Genomic DNA, 17,117 nt, shown 5'->3' with positions numbered 1-17,117 from the left:
ATAATAATATCAATAAGTAGTATATCAAGTTAAAGGATTAACCATGAAAAAAATAATTCTTACTGCACAAGGGCTGGCACTATTATTTTCACCGGCTTTGTCGCTGGCGGCAAACGATCCATTGTCACTCTGGAATGATACTGCCGATAAGCAAAAAATTATCCAGTTTGTGACCGGCATCACTACAGACAGCAGTCCAACTGCTTTGCCTCCTCCAGAGCGGGTAGCCGTGTTTGATAATGATGGCACGTTATGGGCAGAAAATCCTGTACCGCTTCAATATCAATTCGCTATTGATCAATTAAAAGCCGTTCAAAATCCCAATGTTCCAGGTCTTTCCGCCAGCGACATACAAAATTTGCTTAAGGATCCGGCGAAAGGACTGGCTGGATTAAACGCTGATCAAAAACAGGCGCTGCTGAAAAAAACCCATACATTGACTCCCATTGAATACAAACAGGCAGTCACTTATTGGCTGGGCAGCGCCTCCAGCCAGGCACTAGCCTGTCACTATAAACAATTAGCTTATGCGCCTATGGTTCAACTGGTGGATTACCTTGAGCAATCCGGTTTTAAAATTTATATTATTGCCAGCCCTGATTCTGTGGATTTTACTCGAATTCTGGCAGAGCAAATGTATGGTTTGCCTGCAAGTCAGGTATTGGCTACACCCAATACGGATCAGACAAACGAGCTGCGGCTTGATCGCATAATTGGTAAAGAACCTGTCTTCGCCGTCGGAAATTCGGATGCGGACATTCCCATGCTGCGTTATACTTCGCTTAACTCACCTGCTTTGCCTGTGTTAATTCATCACACTGATGCCGCCAGGGAATGGCAATATGATCATGATGCTGCTTATGGCCAAATGGACAAAGCCTTAAATGATGCAACGCAATATGGCTGGCTGGTGATAGATATGAAAAATGATTTTAAAGAAATGTTTATGGGCAATAATTGCCATCATTGATTGCTATTTAGCTGGCTAGAAATTTTTCCTTTATTTTTAGCCAGTATATTTGTTAAATAATAAGAACTGTGGCAATATATGTTGCGTTTCAACCCGCTATAATGCACAATATGTAAATATTTGAAGCACATTTTAAAAATCCAACCTAAGGTAATTTATGAGTAGGCAAGAACTTCATCCGCGTACAATTATTATAAACAAAGCACAAAAATTACAATCAAAAAATGCACGTAATGATGCCTTAAGCTGGCTTGCCGAGATGTTTCCAGAAGTATTTGATAACACCAAACGTATCAGACCTTTAAAAACAGGTATTATGACTGATATCCTGATGCATGCTGAAAAAGCGGCGGAAGCAGGAATATCTAAAAGTAAAATCAGAGAAGCTGTTGTTTTGTTTACCCGCCGCATCGATTATCTTACCTGTCTGAAATCACGCGAAATGCGGATTGATTTGCAAGGCAATCCGGTTGAAGCAGTCACCGAAGATGAAGCGGAACGCGCTGCGTTGAAAATTAAGAAAAGAATTGAAAAAAGCGTGCGAAATGCCCGTAAAACCGCAGCGACCAAAATCAACCCGGCAGTAACTCCACAGCCATCACGATACACGACGTATAACAAGCCCGTTCAGGCGGTACAGACAAGTTATTATACCCGCTCCGATCGCAATGATTTTGATTTAGCATATTCCGATCGTCAGTCGTCCCAGGGCTTGGGCGGTAATTTCACCACCGCAGCAAGATCATCAGCTGTTGTTGTTAAACATAAAACATCAAAACAGTTTGATCCCAATGCAGTTGCAAGGCTGAAAGAAAAATTGGGCTTATCAAGAAAAGCAGAAGAAAAAGAAACAGTAGAGTAGGTTGGGTCGTTTGACCCAACGTTTTTGTCATTCACCATTTTTGTTGGGTCAAACGACCCAACCTACAATTAGACGTCAATATTCTCAGCTTCCAGCGCATTACTTTCAATGAAATCACGTCTGGGTTCAACCTGATCCCCCATCAGCGTAGTAAAAATTTCATCAGCAGCAACAGCATCTTCAATACTGACTTGCAACATACGGCGTACAGCAGGATCCATGGTTGTTTCCCACAGCTGATCGGGGTTCATCTCACCCAACCCTTTATAACGTTGGATAGTCTGACCTTTTTTCGCTTCACCCATTAACCAGTCCAGGCCTTGTTCAAATGATTCAATAGCAAAGACTTTATCGCCACGCTTAACATATGCGCCTTCTTCGATTAAAGAACCAATTTTAGCGCCCAGGCTAATCATTTCCTTATAATCTTTTGAGAAGAAAAACTCGGCATTCAACACAAAATGATTATCCATTCCGTGTTGAGTGATTGAAACCCGAGGCAAGTGATGATCATTTTCTTCATGATGGAGCACTTCTACCCGGAACTGATGGTTTTTATGCCCCAGTTGCTGCAGACTCTGATGCAGTTTCACCGACCAGCTGTTAATAACTTCCCTGTTATTAAAATCTACATTTTGCAATGCAGGTAAATAAACCATTCGTTTTAATACTTCCGCATTATAACGACGGGAATGGCGATTGATAATTTTCTCTACTCGTCTGAAATGTAAAACCAAATCCTCCAATGCTTTGGCAGAAATCGACGGTGCATCTTTAGCAGGAAATAGTTCTGCATTATCAAGCGCACTCTGGGTCAGGTATTCATACAGCGCTTCATCATCTTTAACATACTGTTCCTGCTTGCCGCGTTTTACTTTATAAAGCGGAGGCTGAGCAATATAGATATAGCCTCGCTCAATAAGCTCACGGGTCTGACGGTAGAAAAATGTCAGTAATAAAGTACGAATATGCGAACCGTCAACGTCGGCATCAGTCATGATAATAATACGATGATAACGGATTTTGTCTGGATTATACTCATCTGGGCCGATGCCGCAGCCTAAGGCTGTAATCAGAGTTGCAACCTCCTGCGAGGAAAGCATTTTATCAAAACGCGCTTTCTCAACGTTAAGGATTTTACCTTTAAGCGGTAAAATCGCCTGAAACTTACGATCACGGCCTTGCTTGGCTGAACCACCCGCAGAATCACCCTCTACGATATACAACTCAGATAAAGCCGGATCTTTTTCCTGGCAATCCGCCAGTTTTCCAGGTAAACCGGCAATATCAAGCGCACCTTTACGGCGTGTCATTTCACGCGCCTTGCGTGCCGCTTCCCGGGCGCGGGCAGCATCTAGCATCTTGCCTACAATCGATTTGGCAGCAGCAGGATTTTCCAGCAGAAAATCATTAAATTTCTCAGCGACCAGTGATTCAACAGCAGCTTTTACTTCTGAAGAAACCAGTTTATCTTTTGTTTGAGAAGAAAATTTGGGATCAGGCACTTTAACGGACAATACAGCGGTTAAACCTTCACGCGCATCATCACCGGTCGTTGTGATTTTCGCTTTTTTGGCGAATCCTTCATTTTCGATATAATTATTGAGTGTACGGGTCAGCGCCGCTCTAAAACCGGCAAGGTGAGTTCCGCCATCCCGTTGTGGAATATTATTGGTAAAACAAAAAATTGTTTCCTGAAACGAATCATTCCACTGCATGGATAACTCAACGGTAATTCCATCCTTTTCACCGCTGAAAGAAAATACAATCGGGATTATTGGCGTTTTATTACGGTTAAGGTGCTCAACAAACGCTTGTATTCCACCTTCATAATTAAAAGTATCTTTCCGTTGTGTCCGTTCGTCATATAAATGGATACATACGCCAGAATTCAAAAAGGACAGTTCACGTAATCTTTTTGCCAGAATATCGTAATTGAACTCAATATTGGAAAAAGTCTCGCTGCTTGGTTTAAACCAAACCTGCGTTCCGGTTGATGTCGCTTCGCCCGTGACAGCCAGCGGCGCATCAGGTACACCATGGCGGTAATGTTGCTCATGAACCTTGCCATGCCGTCTGACCAGCAAATGCAGTTCCTCTGACAAGGCATTAACAACCGAGACCCCTACCCCGTGCAAACCGCCGGAAACTTTATAGGAGTTATCATCAAATTTACCGCCAGCATGCAAGATCGTTAAAATAACTTCTGCTGCCGATCGGCCTTCTTCTTTATGGATATCAACAGGGATACCGCGGCCATCATCTTTTACCGTAATGGAATCATCGGCATGGATGGTAACAAAGACCTCTTTACAATAACCGGCAAGCGCTTCGTCGATGGAATTATCAACTACCTCAAAAACCATATGGTGCAAGCCAGTACCATCATCTGTATCCCCAATATACATTCCAGGTCTTTTTCTAACTGCATCCAATCCTTTTAAAACTTTAATGTTAGATGAGTCATAACTGGCATTAACACTCATAAATGATCCTCTTTCACTCTGCTCGACTTACGGCCGCAAAAAAAGGTAATTATACCATGCTTTGTCAATCGTTTATATGGTTGTGCTCGGTTTAGAGTAGTGCAATCTTTTCGATCATAATAAAAAGCAATCGACCATAATGTTTTAATTGTGATAGCATTTCGCTACTTTAATGCTATTCATGGTATATTATGGTCAAGCCAATTGAAGTAATCCGAGAGAAATTATCCCAACTCCCGGATCCGATAGATCCCGGCAATAATCAAATTCGTTATGGGCAGCTCTATCGCGATGTGGAAATTCATGATGTCAGAGCAAGCGAGAATGAAGCAACAAGGAATGAACGCCAACGATTTTGGGATGAACAGAAAATCCAACGCCATCTAAAGCAGCGGCAGAGACAGACCAGATATCAGACTTCGTGGCGCAATTGGGAGTCTGACCATAAAAGAAAACAGCAATTGCGCCGACAAAACCGTAGCCAATTCTGGCAAAATCGATCTGAAAGATACCGTCGACAAAATTTGGAACGAGAACAATACTGGCAGGAATATTGGCAAAGCAGAACTGAAACCCGGCAAATTAATGATCAGAATCGCGAGAGCCACCATTCCAACTTATCAACAGTCCGCAGTGAAGAACGTAATCAGTCAAATAATCTGAGAATTCAAAACCGGGAAAACTTCTGGCAAGTATATCGGGATAGTGTACCAAATCACGAACTGCGTACTACAGCCAGACAAAACCAACGTCAACAGCTCAGGCAGGATAATAATAATCAGCTTAACGAAGCCATTTCCTATTGGACAGGGTATTGGCCCGAGCAGGAACGAATGGCAACGCAGGACAGAGATACTGATGCTCTGGTCTGGTCGCATTTCTGGCAAAATATGGATGATAATTATCAACACCAAGACCGTGAAACGGCTAACGAACGCAGTTTAAGATCAACAGCGCGCGCTGAGCAATACACGATTGAAACGCAACAACGGCAAAATGACAGAAACACAGATCGGAACGCCCGCTCAGAAGCGCAGCAGGCTTTTATCCAGGCAAGAGAAGCCTATTGGCAAAATTATTGGTTAAGCCGCGCACGATCCCATACTGAGCAGCTACAGACCCAACGTCAGAACCACGATATTTTTCTTCTGCATCAGACTACTGAGTATCATAATAACAGGCAACAACGTGTTGCTGAACAGGAAAATTATTGGACTGATTATAACAACGCTAATGACGAAGAGGATAGGCAAAGAGCGCAATTCATAAATGATTTCTGGGGTAATTTTTTTACTAGTAATGCTATTATCGACGATAGTATTGCTCAGGCCTGGCGCAATTACTGGCCCAATCAGGCCATCAGCTACGAAGAGCAGGACTGGATACACAGCCTGGCAAGTTTGCGCTCGCGAATAAATACTTCACTTGCTCGTCAGCAACAAGATATCGCCCGCGAACAAAACAGGTTCAATACTCGCCAGTTACAACAACGCTACGATGAACAACTTGAACAGCACTCTGCGGGTTGGCAGCAATTCTGGATTAATGATACTGTGAATGAACGTGCTTTTCTGCAACAGTCTACAATCAGAAATAATCAGGTTTGGTATGCTCTTAGGGCTGAAGCAAGCGGGGCAGAAAATGCATTAACAGACATATTAACGCTGTTTGCTAATTCCATCCAAATCCAGTTAAGTGCTGACTATCTTGCCATTCAAAACAGTACCCATTTGTTCTTACAATTGCGGGAACCGATTTATCTTCAAAATATTGCAACAGCTCAGCGTTCTTATACAGTAAATAGCATTGCAATAAGTACGACTTATCAACAACTCAAACAACAACATTTGTTATATTGGCAAAACTACTGGCCTGGTTTGGCTCAGGAACGCGCTGGCAATGATGCTGCTCGTTTGCTGGAACAAAATAATGAATGGGAACAACGCTATCAGGTTAGCGCGTATAAAGACGAAGCAAGACGTCAGGGTTGGCTTGCCTACTGGCAAGATCGAAACAGCGCCCAAACGTTCAACGGGCAACAGTTTAAACTGCAATGGGAAAATTTTTGGCAGAACCGAAGAGAGACCATTGAAAACGCTGACAGGCAAATTGGCGCTGACCGCAGTGAATTCTGGCATCGACTGACTGAAGAGCGTCGCTGTGAAGACGAACAGGTTTCTGCCCGAAATAATTTCTGGCGTGATAATAACTTTTATTTACCAGTCTTTTATGGCGCTTTAGCACATGGAGCTACCCGCATTTTTTCACGGCCGATTCAGAATATTCTTTTTAAAAGCTATGAATTTGTTATTGATTTTTGCCGTTTTGTAATCCGTTTTTTTGCTGATGCTGGCTATTACAGTTACTATTTATTTTCTTATGCCATAAGATATTTCAATCGCGCAATATCTTACGCACTACTACTAATATATGAACAATTACAACTTATTGCTATTCCAGTTGTTCGCAACAATTACCATGCTATATTGCATGCTGGCGAATACGGTTATCAGGCAGCACTCAAAGTCGGCCGCGTATTATTTTCTGGATTAAAAACGCTGGAGCAAAATATAAAAGCAAGCTACCTGTTAATAAATAAATGGTACCACCATACCCTCCTTTTTCTTACTGCCCAATTACGGCTTGCTTATCTTACTCTCAGCTTTTGGCTATCTTATCCCTTACGGACTTTATATCATGGGTTGGCTCTCCTGGAGATAATCATAAAATATCTCTTTATCAAGCTCAGCTCACTGATTGTTGTACTGTTTGTTAAGGCAGCAGCTACATTTTTAAGCCTGTCCTTCCTGGCAATTTCAATCTGCAGTAGTGTTTCCAATTCATTTGCACTTTCCATTTACCAGCTTTTGCATACTGCCGCTTATAAAAGCGCTGAGCTTATCAGCTTATGGTATATAAAGCTTTCTCATCTGTGGACAACGCACACAACTGCATTTATTCACAATCTGACTGATAGGTTAAGGCCTTATTATCGCTTCGGCGCTGACTTTTTTAATCGTAGCCTTGAAATGCTTGCAATAGGCTCAATTTATTCTTATCGTGTTGTGCACGGCATTTACAGATATTGTGAGTATTATTTAACCCGTTTGGCACGATTTATTCATCGTAATGGAAGTATTGCTTTTTACCAGGGCAATTTTGTAATTACAGGATTTATTGAACAAATAATTCTGCGTAACATTTCCATCTTGTTTAAAAAAGCTCTTGAAATGCTTCAGGCTATTTATTATCCATCAGCCTATGCCTTGGCTATTGGTTTTCATTATGTCAAAGAGTTTATTTTAACTGCTGTGATCAAAAGTTGGCGTGCCATAACTTCTTTGACCGCGTTCTTGCAACAATGCGCGGAAAGATTGTTCATCCCACCTGCTCTTAAGCTACATACTGCGCTAAGCGAAAGTTATCTGGCCCTTAAAAATCTGGCCTTTCATAGCGGTTATCACTTGCATACAGGTATGATACAAATAAGTAATAAATTTATCGATTTTACTCATTTTTGTAAGCGTAAAGCAGGTATTGCCGCTTATTATTCTTTGGAAAAACTGCAGATAATCATTCATCATGGCATACGAGCGTTACACTGGTTAGCCAGTCAATTCAGTTTATTGTTAGTAAAAATTTATTATCCTGTTCGTTCTGCTATTTCTCTCAGTTCGTTTACCTTGCTTAATCTGTTCACTGATTGCTATCAGGCGATTATGCGTGCGGCAGCTTATCTATGGCATATCTGTATTGAAGCGCTTGAGGATATTTTTATCCCTTTAGCACAGGCAATTTATGATTCAAGCCTCGAAATCGTTTATCTCACAGAAAATATTTTAATAAATTCTTATCGCACCCTTGAAGGGACTGCTATGAGTGCTGCTGAATATATATCTAATCCCCTAAATCATGCCCGCCAGGCGTTAGGCTTTTTTGCTCATAAAACTAAAGATGCAGGCAAATCTGCTTCCGATCATACCAGCAAAGCCGTTGATTACTCTGTGTTGGCAGCCAGCGAGATGATTGGTGCAGTAGCAATTAAAGGAAAAGAGTTGTTCCAGGATATCGCGAAGCATGGCGAGGAAGCGGGGGAAACTACAAAGCGGGCTATTTACCGTTTTGCCAGCGATCTCAATCCTACATCTGCTTTCTGGCGCCGATATGAAGAGCGTGTTTTATTCACTAATGCAGATGAATATCAACGTTTACCTAATATTCGTGGCGGTGCAGCAAGGGAGAGTACGTTAAACACACAGGATATTCCAATTCCTGCTCCTAGGTGATTATTTCAAAGCAGATGTGATGTTCAATTAGTGTTGGGTTGGGCACATCCTTCTGACAACACGATTTCCTTAATATCACCATCAATCAACCCGGTAATATGAATATCATCCGGGCGTAAAGTTATAAAAAACTGCCCTTCGGTGGTACTGATATAATTCGTCAAGCGCTTCACGTGTTCCTGATCAAGCTCTGATGTCATATCATCAATAAGATACACACATGGCTTATTAATCAATTTTGTTTGCGCAAATTTTAACGCAAAAAGAATAATTTTCTGCTGTCCGCGCGACAGGTAATGTTTCGCTTTAAATTCTTTACTGGAAACCAATAAATCAGCATGGTGAGGGCCATGCTGTGTATATTGACGCTGCATGTCTTTGTCATAATTTTCAAACAGGATTTCTTCAAGGCTTTTTAAATCGTCCTTTTTCCCCCAACCACGCTGATACTCCAATCCACATTTCAGTGAGGTTAGTTGCTGCAGAATTTCTTCAAATTGGGTATTCAATTCGACAATGTATTTCCTTCTCATACTATCGAGATCTGCAGCCAGACTGCTCATTTGTTTATCCCAGGGGATTAATAAAGATTGCCTGGCTTTTTGTTTTAGCAATGCATTTCTTTGCTTAAGTACTCGTTTATAGTTTTTCCATACTGAAAAATAATTATGTTCCACGTGAAACATGCCCCAATCAAGCAAGTTCCTCCTGATTGCAGGGCCAGCATCAATAAGCTGAAAGATATCCTGATAAAAAACTTGACATGGCAAAAACGCTGCCAGCTCACTGCTTGATTGACAAGGAACTCCATTAATGCGGGCAATGGTGGGTGAATTAAGCGCTTTTTGGATACTTATTTTTTGTAAATCTGTTGTTTTAGCATAAATAGTTAAAAAATCCTGGCCATGATTTATCAAGTGAGAAATTTCCCGGGTACGAAAAGAGTGACCGCTACTTAACAGATATATTGCTTCTAAAAAAGAGGTTTTACCGCTTCCATTGACGCCCGAGATAAAATTAATTGCAGGGTGTAACGTTACTGCCAGAGAGGTGATATTTCTCAGGTTAGTAACCTTTAGCTCATCGAGCTTCATATTTTCATCGGCATAATAATATATTGATAATTTTCATCCGCCAAAGACTCGACCAAAATACTTCTATCGGTTGTTGACATTGATAATCTAACAAGTCCATCAGGCAAGAAATTCAATACATCCATTAAATAACCGGCATTAATCCCAATTTTAATTTCATTACCATCTATACTGGCTTCAATGGACTCCATTGCTTCTTCCTGTTCAAGGTTATTGGCAATCAAAGTCAAACTATTAGGCTGAACCTGCAGCATTACGGCTTTTGATTTTTCATGAGCAAGAATAATGATCCGCGCCAATGCACGTTTCAATGAATCCTTATCAATTAAAACAAACTTGTCATTATCAACAGGTATCGCTTTACCATAGGGAGGGAATCTTGCCTCAATTAAACGCGAAACAAAAGTATAGCCAGAACTTGTTATCCGAAAATGTCCTTTTCCGGCAGCAATAACGATTTCTTCATCCGTTATTGCACTTAATAAGCGCAGCATTTCCTGAACACCCTTGCGTGGTAATAAAAAACGATGACTGCCAAGATTTTTTTCACAATTCAGCTTACAAATTGCCATTCTGTGACCATCAGTAGCAACTGTAGTCATATGATTACCTTCAAACTCCAGCAATAAACCATTCAGAAAAACTCGAACATCCTGTTGCGACATGGCAAAATGAGTAGACTGTAACAAATGCATAAATTCATTTTTGGATACAGTATGCTCAATATCAATACTCTCCTGCTCACTTACTGGAAATTGATCCGCTGGCAATGTAGCCAACTTAAATTGGCTTCGCCCTGCTTTAATAACTGCAGTATTGTCCTGCACTTTAATTGTAGGTGTAACTTCTTCATCCAGAGAGCGAATAATATCAATAAACTTTTTCGCAGGAACTGTAATTTTTTCTGAAGAATGGCTACCGCAAGGCAAAAAAGCAGAAATTTCAATTTCAAGATCAGTTGCGGTCAGAACAATCTTCTCACCCTCAATTGCAATCAGAATATTCGATAAGATCGCTAATGATTGACGTTTATCTACAGCGCCTGCTACGGTTAACAAACAGGGAAGCAACTGGGCTTTATCAATGGTTAGCTCAAACATATCTGATTTCCAATTTAAGACGACAATGTTCTAAGTAAATTTTTATAATCCTCGGCAAAATCACTTTCTTCCTGGATTAATTCCTTAACCTTACGGCAGGCATGAATAACCGTAGTATGATCCCGTCCGCCAAAGTGATCGCCAATTTCCGGCAAACTATGATTGGTCAATTCTTTGGCTAATGCCATCGCCATTTGCCTCGGCCTGGCAATCGATCGGCTACGTCGCTTTGATAATAAATCAGCCACTTTGACCTTATAATACTCAGCCACGGTTTTCTGAATATTTTCAATTGTTACCAATTTATCCTGTAAAGCCAAGAGATCTCTTAATGCTTCATGAACAAAATCAATAGTGATCGGTTTGCCGGTAAAATGAGCATTGGCAATAACTCGCCGCAGCGCACCTTCCAATTCGCGGACATTAGAGCGTATACGTTTGGCAATAAAAAACGCCACCTCATACGGCAGGGCAATATTCGATTGTTCTGCTTTACTGATTAAAATAGCTACTCGTGTTTCCAGCTCAGGCGGTTCAACGGCAACAGTAAGCCCCCATCCAAAGCGCGATTTTAAACGTTCTTCTACCCCGTCTATTTCTTTAGGGTAACGATCGCTGGTGAGAATTATTTGTTTTTGTCCTTCCAGCAAGGCATTAAACGTATGAAAAAACTCTTCCTGTGATCGATCCTTTCCAGCAAAGAACTGAATATCGTCAATTAATAACGCATCAAGAGAGCGGTAAAAGCGTTTGAATTCATTAATAGCATTGGTTTGAATGGCTTTAACCATATCGGCTACAAAACGCTCAGAATGCAGATAAAGCACTTTAGCTTCTGGATTATTCTTTAAAATAGAGTTTCCTATGGCATGCATCAAATGGGTTTTACCCAATCCTACGCCGCCATATATAAATAAAGGATTGTATGCGTCGCCTGGCTTTTCAGCTACTTGCAAAGAGGCAGCTCGAGCCAGTTGGTTAGAATTACCTTCAACAAAACTGCCAAAATCCATTTTCTTATTGAGAAAACTACTCTTGTAATCAGCAGCTGCTTTCTTGGGCGCTTCAGTTTTATTAACCGTTTTGGTATCAATGACTTTATTAACAACAACTGGTTGAGCAGCTTTGGTGCCCACTTCAAGGCTTACTGATGAAATAAGGTTTCCTCCATGCTGAAGGACTAATTCTTTAATCCGGGCAAAAAAGTTATCTTTGATCCACTGAACAACAAATCTATTTGGAGCAAGAAGAACCAAATTACTGTCTTTAATTTCATGCTGTAAAGGACCCAACCAAATTTTAAATTGAGAAGGATACTCAACAGCCAAAAGATCTCGGCACTTTTTCCAAATATCTTCAGACACAAGTTCAGACACGCATAACTCCTCTCCAGAACAATGCCAGCAATAATACTGCTGCCACAGAGATCCATACTGCCATTGAATGCATTATTCAGGCAAGCAAAATCAATTGCTCCAGGACAATAATAAAAAAGGATTACAGAATAAGCCTACACAGAACCGGAGATTATACCGCTATCTGAATAAAAAAATAGAGTTATCCACAGAAAAAAGTAAATTGGTTGATTTTATCATCATAAAGATATTGTTCAATTATACCTCAAAATAACTGAGGATAACTTAAATAATAACTTACTGATAACATCAGGATAAGAAGGGTAATAAATACCGGCTTTCACATTTCAGGCTTAGTTAGCCAGACTTTACTATGAGATTAATCAGACATTACCAACAGCAATAAAAATCATGTAACTTATTGTTTTTATTTGTAAAAAACAAATTACTCACAGATTTTATAAAGCTAATAAATAATAACAAGAAAATGATCATATTAAATTATAATTATTACGCCGCCTGATAATGACCCAACCTGCACTTCATAATTTCATAACACCGTTCAGGCTGGCGAAGAAATTAACTTTCTACCTTTCATCACACATTCGGACTGAGGAAGCGCTTTAGCACTGTCTCGAAGTCTTTAGTACAGTGCCAGGTCTTCGAAATAAACTGCACATTTTACTCAGGCCGAACGGTTATGAGTTTTATAGCTCATATAAGAAGATGTGAATAAGCTAATAGTATTTCCCTTAATATATTCAGGATAAGATCCTATAAGAGAACCGGCTTAAAAGATAATCACAATACAAAAATTGCTTAACCACCTGTTTCCAACAGAGTTTATTAAATCATAACTACTTGAATTTAATGTAAAATACATAGTTATTAACAGTAAGGTTGAACTATATAATAATAAAAAAATATAAGAATATTAACTTATAATAATTATAGGCCAGCCAAGAAATGCGACAATCACGCCTGCCGGTATATGCCTGGAAATACTATGCAGATAAGGGATTTTCGCTTTAATTGTTACTAACATTTGACAGCGTATGTAAATTTTTCTATCATTGCCAACCTCTAAAAATTATTTCTACAGGTTTTTTAAAAATGAAACGCACTTTCCAACCCAGTAATTTGAAAAGAAAAAGAGATCATGGTTTCCGTCAGCGTATGGCAACACGTGGCGGCCGTTTGGTATTAAAACGCCGTCGTGCTAAAGGACGTAAACGTTTATCAGCTTAAGTGTATTGTTTTAGCAAGGCACGGCGACTAGTTAAGAAAAGTGATTACAATCGCGTGTTTGATGGCGCGAATAAAACTGTAACACCGGATTTTGTGATTTTGCATTGTGCAAACACATGCGGACGCGCCCGAATTGGCTTGGCGCTATCGAAAAAAAAGATAGCGAAAGCCTGTCTCCGTAATAAAGTTAAGCGTTTATTACGAGAGAACTTTCGTAAACAGCTTTTACCACCGATTGATATGGTTTTCCTGGCTCGTTACCCAATGAAAAAGGTAGAAACCAAAACTATCACGGCAAATCTGGAAACGGCATGGGACAAATTAATTACTTTTTACGCCAGATGATTATGTTACCGGTAGTCCTGTACCGGTTATTCATCAGTCCAGTTATTAAACCATCATGCCGGTTTTATCCAACCTGTTCTGAGTATGCCCTGGATGCCATTCGATACTATGGCATCCTGAAAGGAACCTATTTAATTTTTCGCCGAATATTACGCTGTCATCCCTGGTGTGATGGAGGCTATGATCCTGTATTACCTAACAAAGAGAAACATTAATGGATACAAGACGAGTAATTTTATATGCCGCATTTGCCTTGATTGTCTATACCCTGTGGACAAAATGGCAGATTGACTATCCGACGCAGCCTGTGCCTGCAAGTTCAACTCAGGCGCCCGTTACCAACGGTAACTCACTATTGCCGGATATGTCCGGCGGGCAGGCTTCTTCAGAGCAGCAGGCAACGATTGTGAAATCCGATACGCCTGCTTCAGAGAAATCACAGCAGATTCGGGTTAAAACCGATGTAATGAATCTGGCAATCGACCTTAAACAGGGCGACATCGTCAATATGCTGTTACCTGCTTATCCTGTCAGTGCAGACGAACCTGAAAAGCCAATACAATTGCTTTATGACCAAAACGGCAAGCGTTATGTAGCAAACAGCAGTATTTTTACCAGTTCAGGTAACAATATTGAAACCATGGATTTTAATTTTACCTCTGCCCGGGAGGAATATAAACTGGAATCGGGGCAGAAAGAGTTGGTAGTTACACTCAATGGTAAAACTGATAACGGTCTGGCAGCTCAAAAAACATTTATTTTCACGCCTGGCAGTTATTTGATTAAAGTAAACTACCAGCTTGAAAATCAGAGTGATAAAGCCTGGCTAGGTTATTTCAATACCCAATTGCTGCGCAGCATGCCGGAAGAGGATAAATCAAGCATGTTCCATGTGGGCACATACACTGGCGCATCCTATTCCAATCCAGGTAAACACCGCTATCAGAAAGTCAGCTTTAAGGATATGACCAAAAACAACCTGAATGCCGACGCACAAGGCGGATGGGTAGCTATGCAGCAGCATTATTTTGTTACCGCCTGGGTTCCCGCTCAATCAAGCAAAAATATTTTATATACCCGTAATAGCGGTGACGATTACACCATTGGAACAGTTAGTCAGTCGTTAACGATTGCGCCGGGTGAAAATAAAACTATCGGCGCTGAATTATATACAGGCCCTGAAATTACAAGCGATTTAAAAGCTATTGCTCCAGGTCTTGATATGACGGTTGACTATGGTTTCTTATGGTTTTTATCTTCGGCCCTATTTTCACTGATGAAGGCAATCCATTCATTTCTGGGGAACTGGGGATGGTCTATTGTCGTAGTAACCATGTTGATAAAACTGGCTTTTTACCGTTTGTCTGCCACCAGTTACAAATCTATGGCTGGAATGCGCAAGCTACAGCCTAAATTACAGGCACTGCGTGAGCGTCATGGGGATGACAAAGCTAAATTAAGCCAGGCTACTATGGAGTTATACCGTCAGGAAAAAGTTAATCCGCTTGGCGGCTGTTTGCCTATCCTGGTTCAGATTCCGGTATTTATCGCGTTATATTGGGTTCTTCTTGAAAGTGTCGAATTAAGGCAGGCACCGTTCATTTTCTGGATAAAAGATTTGGCAGCGGCAGATCCTTACCATATTTTACCAATCATTATGGGTGGAACTATGCTTATCCAGCAACGGTTAAATCCTGCGCCTCCAGATCCGGTACAAGCCAAAGTTATGATGTTTTTACCGGTGCTGTTTACCGCTCTGTTCTGGAGTTTCCCTGCCGGACTGGTATTGTACTGGATAGTAAATAATACCCTGTCTATCCTGCAACAGTGGTACATAACCCGTAAATACAGCGAAGAAAAACCACAACACAAGAAATTAATACCTGCCAAATAATATGTATAGTCAGGATACTATCGCAGCGATTTCGACTCCGCCTGGACAGGGCGGAGTTGGAATTATCCGGTTATCAGGACCAAAAGCCTGCCCTATTGCCCTGGAGCTGACCAGACTGGAAAAACTTGCCGTGCGTATGGCGACTTATAATGCTGTTTATAATCGTGCGGGTGAGGTGATTGATAACGGAATTATTTTATATTTTAAAGCGCCCCATTCATTTACTGGCGAAGATGTGGTTGAACTGCAAATCCATGGATCGCCGGTTATTCTTGATTATTTATTGACTGAATGCATTGCTTGCGGCGCCCGGATTGCCAGGCCTGGTGAGTTTTCCGAACGTGCTTTTTTAAATGATAAAATTGATTTAGCCCAGGCTGAAGCAATTGCTGATTTGATTCATGCCAGCTCGCTGACGGCGGCTCGGATGGCAGTACGTTCATTACAGGGTGATTTTTCCAGCCAAATCAATCAGTTTAACGAAAAGCTTATCCACTTACGGCTGTATGTAGAAGCGGCCATCGATTTTCCAGATGAGGAAATTGATTTCCTTGGCGATGGTAAAGTAGCTGCCTTACTCACGGAGTTACTTGCCGAGTTACTGGATATTCGCGCTAATGCAAGCCAGGGTGCGTTAATGCGCGAAGGCATGTCTATTGTGATCGCTGGCCGTCCGAATGCTGGCAAGTCTACGTTGATTAATTGCCTTGCCGGCCGTGAAGTGGCGATTGTCACCGATGTTGCCGGTACTACCCGCGATGTCATGCGCGAACATATTTTAATTGATGATTTGCCGGTTCACATTATTGATACCGCCGGCTTACGTGAAAGCGATGATATTGTCGAACAGGAAGGCATACGGCGTGCCTGGAAAGAAGTAGCACAGGCGGATTGTGTTTTGATGGTAGTTGATGTCAAGCGACCAAGCGACAGCGAATTATTGATCAGTGAAATTCAGAATAATATTCCTTCAGAAGTACCCGTTCTCAAAGTGTTTAATAAAATCGATGAGACGGGTATACAGCCCGCTGTTACCGAGAATTCAATTTATTTGTCAGCCAAAACAGGCAATGGCGTCGCCCTGCTAACAGAAAAAATCAAAGCACTGGTTGGTTATCAGCCCGCTGAAGGAAAATTCATTGCCCGCCGCCGGCATTTGCATGCTATTGATAAAGCTTTGGATCTTTTGAAAAACGGCGAACAACAGTTATCCGAGTATCGTGCCGGCGAATTGCTTGCGGAAGATTTGCGGCTGGCTCATCAGGCTCTGTGTGAAATAACAGGTGAGTTCAGCTCAGATGATCTGCTCGGGAAAATTTTTTCAAGCTTCTGTATCGGCAAGTAGGTTGGGTTTGAGTGTTGGGCTGTAAAGCCCATAGCCGTCAAGCTAAGGAATTAAATTTCTACATTTCACAATATCGTTCGGGCTGAGGAAGCGCTTTAGCGCTGTCTCGAAGCCTGTGATACAGTGCCACGC

12 protein-coding genes are annotated in these 17,117 nt (G+C 41.2%); 8 read left to right on the top strand and 4 right to left on the bottom strand.

The window, feature by feature from the left end; translation table 11 throughout:
- Window positions 1-43: 43 nt before the first annotated feature.
- The gene (locus tag ACFORL_RS03960) at window positions 44-970 is read left to right on the top strand and encodes an HAD family hydrolase (RefSeq protein ID WP_382341312.1); all 927 of its coding nucleotides are present in this window, start codon (window positions 44-46) and stop codon (window positions 968-970) included.
- A gap of 157 nt (window positions 971-1,127) precedes the next feature.
- Entirely contained in the window at window positions 1,128-1,832 is a 705-nt protein-coding gene (locus tag ACFORL_RS03955) for a ProQ/FinO family protein (RefSeq protein WP_382341310.1), read from the top strand.
- A gap of 68 nt (window positions 1,833-1,900) precedes the next feature.
- Here the strand turns inward: ACFORL_RS03955 and gyrB are convergent, their stop codons facing one another.
- Window positions 1,901-4,318, bottom strand: a complete 2,418-nt coding sequence (gene gyrB, locus ACFORL_RS03950) for a DNA topoisomerase (ATP-hydrolyzing) subunit B (RefSeq protein WP_382341308.1) — start codon at window positions 4,316-4,318, stop codon at window positions 1,901-1,903.
- 191 nt (window positions 4,319-4,509) lie between these two features.
- Between gyrB and ACFORL_RS03945 the strand changes: the two genes are divergently transcribed.
- Window positions 4,510-8,604, top strand: coding sequence for a hypothetical protein (locus ACFORL_RS03945; protein WP_382341306.1), 4,095 nt, complete (start codon window positions 4,510-4,512; stop codon window positions 8,602-8,604).
- 23 nt (window positions 8,605-8,627) lie between these two features.
- Here the strand turns inward: ACFORL_RS03945 and recF are convergent, their stop codons facing one another.
- Genes recF through dnaA form a run of 3 tightly spaced genes read right to left on the bottom strand, consistent with a single transcriptional unit; the run spans window position 8,628 to window position 12,162 of the window.
- Window positions 8,628-9,698, bottom strand: coding sequence for a DNA replication/repair protein RecF (recF, locus tag ACFORL_RS03940; protein WP_382341304.1), 1,071 nt, complete (start codon window positions 9,696-9,698; stop codon window positions 8,628-8,630).
- Window positions 9,695-10,798, bottom strand: a complete 1,104-nt coding sequence (dnaN, locus tag ACFORL_RS03935; protein WP_382341302.1) for a DNA polymerase III subunit beta — start codon at window positions 10,796-10,798, stop codon at window positions 9,695-9,697. The genes recF and dnaN overlap by 4 nt, the downstream gene beginning before the upstream one ends.
- 14 nt (window positions 10,799-10,812) lie before the next feature.
- Window positions 10,813-12,162, bottom strand: coding sequence for a chromosomal replication initiator protein DnaA (gene dnaA / locus ACFORL_RS03930; RefSeq protein ID WP_382341639.1), 1,350 nt, complete (start codon window positions 12,160-12,162; stop codon window positions 10,813-10,815).
- Between the two features lie 1,104 nt (window positions 12,163-13,266).
- On the opposite strand from dnaA, the gene rpmH reads away from it, so the two are divergent.
- Genes rpmH through mnmE form a run of 5 tightly spaced genes read left to right on the top strand, consistent with a single transcriptional unit; the run spans window position 13,267 to window position 16,985 of the window.
- Entirely contained in the window at window positions 13,267-13,401 is a 135-nt protein-coding gene (gene rpmH / locus ACFORL_RS03925; protein WP_019215662.1) for a 50S ribosomal protein L34, read from the top strand.
- Window positions 13,402-13,746: a ribonuclease P protein component gene (gene rnpA / locus ACFORL_RS03920; RefSeq protein WP_382341300.1), complete on the top strand. Its 345-nt coding sequence runs from the start codon at window positions 13,402-13,404 to the stop codon at window positions 13,744-13,746.
- Window positions 13,713-13,961 carry a membrane protein insertion efficiency factor YidD gene (yidD, locus tag ACFORL_RS03915; RefSeq protein ID WP_382341298.1) on the top strand — a complete coding sequence of 83 codons (249 nt, stop codon included), beginning with the start codon at window positions 13,713-13,715 and terminating at the stop codon, window positions 13,959-13,961. Before rnpA ends, yidD begins: the two co-directional genes overlap by 34 nt.
- On the top strand, window positions 13,961-15,640 hold the full coding sequence (gene yidC, locus ACFORL_RS03910) for a membrane protein insertase YidC (protein WP_382341296.1): 1,680 nt from the start codon (window positions 13,961-13,963) through the stop codon (window positions 15,638-15,640). The genes yidD and yidC overlap by 1 nt, the downstream gene beginning before the upstream one ends.
- Before the next feature lies 1 nt (window position 15,641).
- Window positions 15,642-16,985, top strand: a complete 1,344-nt coding sequence (mnmE, locus tag ACFORL_RS03905; RefSeq protein WP_382341294.1) for a tRNA uridine-5-carboxymethylaminomethyl(34) synthesis GTPase MnmE — start codon at window positions 15,642-15,644, stop codon at window positions 16,983-16,985.
- The last annotated feature ends 132 nt before the right edge of the window (window positions 16,986-17,117 follow it).

The sequence above is a fragment of the Legionella dresdenensis genome (genome assembly GCF_042649825.1).
GTDB lineage: Bacteria > Pseudomonadota > Gammaproteobacteria > Legionellales > Legionellaceae > Legionella_C > Legionella_C dresdenensis.
The sequence above is the reverse complement of the archived record's forward strand: the minus strand, read 5'-3'. Positions and strand labels throughout refer to the sequence as shown.

Bases quoted from the DNA above. Each gene is read 5' to 3' on its own strand.
- ACFORL_RS03960 (WP_382341312.1), top strand. From the start codon at position 44: ATGAAAAAAATAATTCTTACTGCACAAGGGCTGGCACTATTATTTTCA.
- ACFORL_RS03955 (WP_382341310.1), top strand. From the start codon at position 1,128: ATGAGTAGGCAAGAACTTCATCCGCGTACAATTATTATAAACAAAGCA.
- gyrB (WP_382341308.1), bottom strand. From the start codon at position 4,318: ATGAGTGTTAATGCCAGTTATGACTCATCTAACATTAAAGTTTTAAAA.
- ACFORL_RS03945 (WP_382341306.1), top strand. From the start codon at position 4,510: ATGGTCAAGCCAATTGAAGTAATCCGAGAGAAATTATCCCAACTCCCG.
- recF (WP_382341304.1), bottom strand. From the start codon at position 9,698: ATGAAGCTCGATGAGCTAAAGGTTACTAACCTGAGAAATATCACCTCT.
- dnaN (WP_382341302.1), bottom strand. From the start codon at position 10,798: ATGTTTGAGCTAACCATTGATAAAGCCCAGTTGCTTCCCTGTTTGTTA.
- rpmH (WP_019215662.1), top strand. From the start codon at position 13,267: ATGAAACGCACTTTCCAACCCAGTAATTTGAAAAGAAAAAGAGATCAT.
- yidD (WP_382341298.1), top strand. From the start codon at position 13,713: ATGGGACAAATTAATTACTTTTTACGCCAGATGATTATGTTACCGGTA.
- yidC (WP_382341296.1), top strand. From the start codon at position 13,961: ATGGATACAAGACGAGTAATTTTATATGCCGCATTTGCCTTGATTGTC.
- mnmE (WP_382341294.1), top strand. From the start codon at position 15,642: ATGTATAGTCAGGATACTATCGCAGCGATTTCGACTCCGCCTGGACAG.